This window comes from Micromonospora sp. DT4 (assembly GCF_049841675.1).
In the GTDB taxonomy this organism is placed as follows: domain Bacteria; phylum Actinomycetota; class Actinomycetes; order Mycobacteriales; family Micromonosporaceae; genus Micromonospora.
Window position 1 is genome coordinate 46,040 of the sequence record NZ_JBNCKT010000030.1, and the last position, 6,793, is coordinate 52,832.

At 70.9% G+C, this 6,793-nt stretch carries 7 protein-coding genes; 4 read left to right on the plus strand and 3 right to left on the minus strand.

Going from position 1 to position 6,793, the window contains the following annotated elements; translation table 11 throughout:
• Nucleotides 1-4 precede the first annotated feature (4 nt).
• On the minus strand, nucleotides 5-1,381 hold the full coding sequence (locus ACLQ24_RS11900; RefSeq protein WP_425891185.1) for a DUF7594 domain-containing protein: 1,377 nt from the start codon (nucleotides 1,379-1,381) through the stop codon (nucleotides 5-7).
• A 223-nt stretch (nucleotides 1,382-1,604) separates the two neighbouring features.
• On the opposite strand from ACLQ24_RS11900, the gene ACLQ24_RS11905 reads away from it, so the two are divergent.
• Together ACLQ24_RS11905 and ACLQ24_RS11910 are read left to right on the plus strand one after the other, a co-directional pair.
• Nucleotides 1,605-2,879 (plus strand): MFS transporter, encoded by a 1,275-nt coding sequence (locus ACLQ24_RS11905; RefSeq protein ID WP_425891187.1) that lies wholly within the window; start codon nucleotides 1,605-1,607, stop codon nucleotides 2,877-2,879.
• Nucleotides 2,876-3,862, plus strand: coding sequence for a TolB family protein (locus tag ACLQ24_RS11910; RefSeq protein WP_425891189.1), 987 nt, complete (start codon nucleotides 2,876-2,878; stop codon nucleotides 3,860-3,862). The genes ACLQ24_RS11905 and ACLQ24_RS11910 overlap by 4 nt, the downstream gene beginning before the upstream one ends.
• 190 nt (nucleotides 3,863-4,052) lie before the next feature.
• Here the strand turns inward: ACLQ24_RS11910 and ACLQ24_RS11915 are convergent, their stop codons facing one another.
• Together ACLQ24_RS11915 and ACLQ24_RS11920 are read right to left on the minus strand one after the other, a co-directional pair.
• Complete coding sequence (locus ACLQ24_RS11915) at nucleotides 4,053-4,616, minus strand: TetR/AcrR family transcriptional regulator (RefSeq protein ID WP_425891190.1); 564 nt, start codon at nucleotides 4,614-4,616, stop codon at nucleotides 4,053-4,055.
• Between the two features lie 13 nt (nucleotides 4,617-4,629).
• The gene (locus tag ACLQ24_RS11920) at nucleotides 4,630-5,289 is read right to left on the minus strand and encodes a PH domain-containing protein (protein ID WP_425891192.1); all 660 of its coding nucleotides are present in this window, start codon (nucleotides 5,287-5,289) and stop codon (nucleotides 4,630-4,632) included.
• A 185-nt stretch (nucleotides 5,290-5,474) separates the two neighbouring features.
• Here ACLQ24_RS11920 and ACLQ24_RS11925 point away from each other — a divergent pair, with 185 nt between their 5' ends.
• Together ACLQ24_RS11925 and ACLQ24_RS11930 are read left to right on the plus strand one after the other, a co-directional pair.
• On the plus strand, nucleotides 5,475-6,137 hold the full coding sequence (locus ACLQ24_RS11925; protein ID WP_425891196.1) for a M23 family metallopeptidase: 663 nt from the start codon (nucleotides 5,475-5,477) through the stop codon (nucleotides 6,135-6,137).
• A gap of 72 nt (nucleotides 6,138-6,209) precedes the next feature.
• Nucleotides 6,210-6,440, plus strand: coding sequence for a DUF2188 domain-containing protein (locus tag ACLQ24_RS11930; protein ID WP_425891194.1), 231 nt, complete (start codon nucleotides 6,210-6,212; stop codon nucleotides 6,438-6,440).
• The last annotated feature ends 353 nt before the right edge of the window (nucleotides 6,441-6,793 follow it).

Below are 6,793 nucleotides of genomic sequence, written 5' to 3' on the forward strand. Positions count from 1 at the left end.
GCCGTCAGTGGCAGTTGCCGGTGCCGCTGTCGGAGTAGGTCTGGCCGGCGACCGGTACGAACTGCCAGTCGTAGCTGCCGGAGCGCAGGGTGAACTTCAGGACCCCCCACGCGGAGCTGTTGCGTGCCTCGCTGTTGGGCTGGACGGTGCCGAAGCCGTAGTGGTCCGCGCCGCCCATCCCGGCGACGAAGCTGCGCATGCCCCGGCTGGCGTCGTACCCACCGGACGGGTTCATCGGGCCGAACCGCTCGTACACGTGGTTGTGACCCCAGACCACGACGTCGGCGTTGTAGTCGTAGAGCGCCTGGTACAGCGGGCGGGTCGACGTCGACGGCGCGTGGTCGGAGCTGGACGTGAAGAGCGGGTGGTGCCAGTACGCGAGCGTGCACGGCTTGGTGCTGGCCGCCAGGTCGGCGCGCAGCCACTGCTCCTGAGTGGAGCCGGCCGACATGCTGATGTTCGAGTTCAGCGACACGACGTGCCAGTTGCCGAGGTCGTAGGAGTAGTAGCCCCGCCCGCTCGGGCCGGCGGTCGTGCCGAAGTAGTCGTAGTAGCCGGTGGCGCCCGACGTGTTGTAGTCGTGGTTGCCCGGCGACGGTCGGGTGCGGCTCTTGTGCCGGCCCCAGGTGGGCTCGTAGTAGCTGGCGAACTGCGAGGCGGTGCCGCTGTCGTAGACGTTGTCGCCGGTCGTGAAGACGGTGCCGGGGATGCCGTCGAGCAGCGCCGCGGTGGCGGAGTCACCGGAGCCGGAGGTGGCGATGTCGCCGGCCCCGACGAGGACCGGGTCTCCGGACGGCGGTGTCGTGGTGCCGGTCGTGACCACCAGCTGCGGAGCGTCGCCTCCGCCCTCGCGGGTGTCGTAGTACGCGCCGTCACCACTGGTCGAGGTGGCGCCGAAGCTGTACGTGCCGTTGCCGGTGACCGCGGAGGTGACGTCGACCTCGTACCAGGTGTCGCCGGAGACCGCGCCGAGCGACCCGAGGGTGGCCCCGTCGATGGCCGGCTGGTTGTTCCAGGTGGTGCCGGTCTCCGACCAGGTGGTGCTCGACATCGCCCGGATGGTGCCACCGGCCTCGCTGCCGCTGTTGCCGCTGATCGTGCGCAACCGCAGTTTGGCGCTGGTCACCGTGCCACTGACGCCGCTCACGGTGAAGCGCAGAAACATGCGCCGCGTGGGCGAGCTGTCGACCACGACCTGCGTGGACGTGCCGTAGTTGGTGGATGCGGTGTCGTTCTGGACGTAGGTGTCGGCGACCGGCGTGAACGTCACGCTCGCCGCGGAGGCCGTGCCCGAGCCGGTCAGGATGACGGCGGCGGTGGCGGCGACGAGCACCGCGACCGTCCCGACCGTCACCGGTGGGCGGGCGATTCGAATGTCCATCCAGGACCCCTTCGTTGCGGGTACAGAGCGCAAGGAACGTAGGAAGGTCGATGAACCGGTGCACTGCCGCCAGGTGAACAGTACGCTCAGAAAGCGAAACATCTCGATGTTTGTGCGATGTTCACCCACCGCACGCCTGCCCGCCGCCGACACTCTCTTGTGGCCTCTCGGGCCGGGTCGTCACGATGGCTGACCGTCGCCCACCGATGCCCAGGAGAGGCGTGTGTACCTGTCGACCGTCTTCCGCCCGGTCACCGACCCACCCGGCCGACGACGCCGGCGGCTCGCGCTGGTCAGCGGCAATGTGGTCGCGCTCGGCACGGTCAGCCTGATCACCGACGTCTCGGCGGAGATGGTGGCCGCCGTCCTGCCGCTCTACCTGGTGCTGGGCCTGCAACTCAGTCCGGTGGCCTTCGGTGTGCTCGACGGCGTCCACACGGGCGCCACCGCGCTGCTGCGGGTCGTCGGCGGTTTCGTCGCCGACCGGTTCCGACGGCGCAAGCTGGTCGCCGGCGTCGGCTACGCGCTCTCGGCGGTCGCCAAGCTCGGCCTGTTGCTCGCCGGCCGGTCGGTCACCGCCATCGGCGCGGTCATCGCCGTCGACCGGCTGGGCAAGGGCGTCCGCAGCGCGCCTCGCGACGCGCTGATCACGCTCTCCGCCCCACCCGAGGCTCTGGGCAGGGCGTTCGGGGTGCACCGGGCCATGGACAGCGTCGGCGCGTTCCTCGGGCCGCTCGTCGCGTTCGCCGTCCTGCTGGCCGTCGGGCAGTCGTACGACGCGGTCTTCGTCACCAGCTTCTGCGTCGCCGCCCTGGCCGTGGTCGTGCTCGTGCTGTTCGTGCGGGAGCGCCCGAGCAACGAGGCGGCCGATGCTCCGGGTGAGCCCCGGGTCTCCGTCGGCGAGGCATGGGGCCTGTTGCGCAGCCGGTCCGTACGTCGGCTGTTGCTGGCCGCGACGATGCTCGGCCTGGCCACCATCGGCGACGGCTTCGTCTACCTGGTGCTGCAACGCCGCGAGGACCTGGGGCTGCGGTGGTTCCCGCTGCTGGCGGTGGGCACCAGCCTCGCGTACCTGCTGCTCGCCGCCCCACTCGGTGTGCTCGCCGACCGAATCGGGAGGCTGCCGGTGGTGGTGGGCGGCTACGTCGCCCTCGGCGCGACGTACCTGCTGCTGTCCGGACCGTCGCACGGCTGGCCGGCGCTCGTGCTGACGCTCACCCTGTACGGCACGTTCTACGCGGCCACCGACGGCGTGCTCATCGCGCTCGCCGGTCCGGTCCTGCCACCGCGACTGCGCACCACCGGGATCGCGCTGGTGCAGACCGGGCAGGCACTCGCGTACCTCGTCTCCTCGGTTCTGTTCGGTCTCGCCTGGCAGGCGTGGGGGCCGCAGGCGGCGGTCCGGGCGGCGGCCGTGACCGTCGTCGGCGTCCTGGTCGTCACCGTGCTCCTACTGGCCTTTCCGTCCCGTCTGATCCTCCGGAGGGTGTCCCCGTGACCGCATTGTCGACCCGGGCGAAGCTCGGTGTGGTGGCCGCCTCGGTGGTGCTGTTGGGCAGTGGGGCCGTGGGCTACGCGGCCATCGCCGCGGAGCCGTCCCGGACCCCGCGGCCGGCTGCCGCCGGGGACCAGGCGGTCACGCTGACGCCGGGTCCGCGCCTGCTGGCCGTCACCGACCGGTACGTCTCCAGCGTCAGCATCGCCGACCCCGCCGGGCCGCGTACCGTCTCAAGTCTGGAATGCCTGCGGGTGTACGCGGCGGCCGGCACCGGTGTCTGCCTGCGGCCTGCGACCGCGTGGTCGTACCAGGTGGTGGTGCTCGACGCGGCGCTGCGCCAGAAGCGGACGCTCAGCGTGCCCGGCCTGCCCAACCGGGCCCGGGTCTCGGCGTCGGGCCGGATGGTCTCCTGGACGACGTTCGTCGGGGGCGACTCCTACACGGCGAGCGGCTTCTCCACCCGCACCGGCATCCTCGACACGGTCACCGGTGCCACCGTGGCGTCGCTGGAGGAGTTCGCCGTCAGGCGGGACGGCCGCGCCTACCGCAGCCCGGACGTCAACTACTGGGGCGTCACCTTCACCGCCGACGACAACCGCTTCTACGGGACCATGTCGACCGGTGGCAAGCGCTACCTGGTGCGCGGCGACGTGGCCGCCCGGACCGTCGAGATGCTGCGGGAGAACGTCGAGTGTCCGTCGCTGTCGCCCGACGGCACCCGGATAGCCTTCAAGCAGGCGATCGACGCCGACCCCACGAAGGGCTGGCGACTGTCGGTGCTGGACCTGGCGTCGGGGCGGATCACCGCGACGGCGGAGCAGACCAGCGTCGACGACCAGGCGGCCTGGCTCGACGACGCGACGCTGGCCTACACGCTGCGCCAGAGTGACGGCCGGCCGGACGTCTTCGCCGTCCCCGCCGACGGGTCCGGCACGCCGAGGCTGCTGATCCCCGGTGCCGAGTCACCGTCGCCGCTGACCTGACGGCTCGGCCGTTGAGCCAGGACACCTGACCGCCTTGGCGCGGCCAACGTCGGCGACGAACTCCACCTGGCTGATGACCGCCGAGGAGTTGCGTCAGCGCAAGGCGCGGGCTGCCGCTCGGGTGGGCTGAGCGGATCGCGGGGGACGGGCCGTGACTCGACGTCGGGTCGCGGCCGTCCGCCGTGCGGGGTCAGCCGAAGAGCAGGTCGAGCTGGGCGTCCAGGGCGTCCAGCGCCTGCTCGGCGGTGTACTGCCCACCCAGCAGGTAGACGCCCAGCCCTTCCATCAGCCCCAGCAGGCCGGCCGCTGCGGCCGCGTCGTTGCTGGGCAGGATGCTGGCGACGAACGCGGTGAGCTGCGCGGTGTCCTCGCGCAGGCTCGGCGCGGCGGACGGTCGCACCGCCGTGTACGCGAGAAACGCGAGCGCCACCCGACCGTCGTCGCGGGTGTGCTCGTCGAGCGGCAGGAGCGCGGCGATCATCGTGCGCAGCAGCAGCCGGGGCGAAGGATTGTCGCCCAGGCCCGCCAACGCCTCGGTGACCCGGATCTGACTGCGCTCGCGGACCACGCTCAACGCGAACGCCATCATCTCGTCCTTGGTGCGGAAGTAGTGCTGGACCATCCCGGCGGAGACGCCCGCCTCGGTGGCCACGTGGCGGAGGCTGACCGCCTCCAGGCCCTGGTCCGCGGCGACCCTCATCAACGCGTCCGCGATGAGGGTGCGTCGCTGCTGGTGATCGACCTTCTTGGGCATGGCCTCGATCGTTTCACAGTGGGTGGCCGGGAGCCGCCGTCGTACGGCGGTCAGCCTCCGGCGCGGGCGTTCCCCGGGCACTGCGCAGCAGACCGTCGGGGTCGTCGGCGTACAGCCGCAGCTCGTCCATCGGCGCGGACCGGCCCGTGGGCAGGTCGAAGGTCGTCGGCCGGCGTAGCAGGACGTCGATGCTCGTCTGGCTGCCGACCGAGAGGTGCAGGATCTGGCGTTCACCCTCCTGCTCGATCTGGACGGATCTGCTCGACGGCAGTGAGCGGTGGCGTTTGCGCAGCGCGGCGACGTCTGGCCAGGGGATCCAGATGTCGATGCCCGAGCTGAGGCGTACCCGCAGCCCGGTGTCGGCGACGACGTGGGGGTGGAGGGTCATGTTGGCCCACAGGCCGACCATCCAGAGCAGACCCCAGATGCCGAGGCCGAGCACGATCCAGCGGGCCGGCCGCCAGGGGACCACGTGGGTGACGATCAGGTCGAAGATCGGAATCTCGACGGCCGACAGGGCGATGAAGATCCCGAGGATCGGCTTGACCACGCCGAGGTAGCCGAACGGCTCGTCGCCCGGGCCGAGCGGCAGGGGACGGCGACGCGCCCACAGGTAGAGACTGCGCCACATCGCGGCCTCGGTCACGACCGCCCGGCGCAGCAGCGGTCCCACCCTCGGTGGTGATCGTCCGGGTGGCGTCCGGCACGCAGATGACGGCGGGGATGCCGTACTCCCGGGCCACCGTGGGGCCGTACCCCCCCAGATGCAATACGAATGCATTGCATCCACCGTAACGCCTTTACGATGCGACTGCAACGCAAAGGCGGCCCGGGGTCGGTGGATTGCCGCCGTCTGCCATGCTCGGGCCGGTGACGACCGGCCACCCCACCAAAGTCCGCACCCATCGCCGCCCCCGTCGACGTACCCTCGTCGTTCTGCTCGCGCTCGTCGCGGCGGCGGCGGCCGTCGTCGGCGTCGCCGTGTTCGTCGTGCCGATGCTGCGACCCGCGGGCCCACGGCCGCTCTTCCAGATGCCCGTCGCCTGCGGGGAGACCTGGCAGCTCAGCACCTATCCCGGCCACGACGACTACGATGTCGACCTGTTCCCCATCGAGGGTGAGGCGTGGGGACGTCCCGTCCTCGCGTCCTACGCCGGCACGGTCACGGTGGCCGGCGTCAACGGGTCGCTGGGTGGTCGTACGCCGGACAATCCGGAAGGTCCGCGCGGCCGCGGCGGCGGCTACTGGGTGAAGATCGATCACGGTGGCACGTGGGAGACGCAGTACCTGCACATGCTCGAACCGCCGCTGGTCAAGGCCGGTCAGAAGGTCGCCCAGGGTGAGCGGATCGGGCGGCTCGGCAGCACCGGCAACTCCGGTGCGCCGCACCTGCACTACGAGCAGCGCCGCGGCCGGGACAAGGTGGAGACCCACTTCGACGGCACGCCGTCGGGCATCACGACCGACGACCGCGAACAGATCCTGCGCCGGGTGAGCAACAACTGTCCGGCCGTCTCCTGAGGACGGCGGTTTGCCCGCCACCGCTCGGGGCACTGAACAACTGACAGTGCAGACGAAGGGGAGGAGCTGACGATGACCAAGGGCGACGTCGACACCTACCAGGAGAACGGGCAGTGGAAGAACCGTCCGGAGGGCAACGGCCGGGCCAGCAGCACCCATGACTCCAAGGCCGACGCCCAGGCGCAGGGCCGCGAGATGGCGGCCGACCGGGGTGTCGAGCATGTGATCAAGAAGCAGGACGGCACGATCGGCGAGAAGAACACGTACCCGCGCAGCCGGGACCCGCGTGACATCGCGGGCTGACCGCCCACTGCCTGCGGACCGACCCCTCGGCCACGCCGAGGGGTCGGTCCGCTTTCGGGTGAACGTCGTCGGCTTTCCCGTATGCGACTGTCGGGGAACTTTGGCGACGGCTGGCGCCGCCGAGACCCCGAGCGCCACGAGGGCGACGGAGGTCAGCAGCACCAGCCGGCCGAGCGGCTTAGAGCGACCGGCAATAGGTCCAAGATCCGGACATGCGGGTACCTGCGGGAAGGAAGCAGGCACGGGTCCATTGATCATCGGAGTTGTTGACGCTTCGTGACCGATGGAGTTCCCGTGCCTGCGCTGCCATCATCGTTGCTCGAACCCGTGTGGGTCCAGTTCGCCGCGTTGTG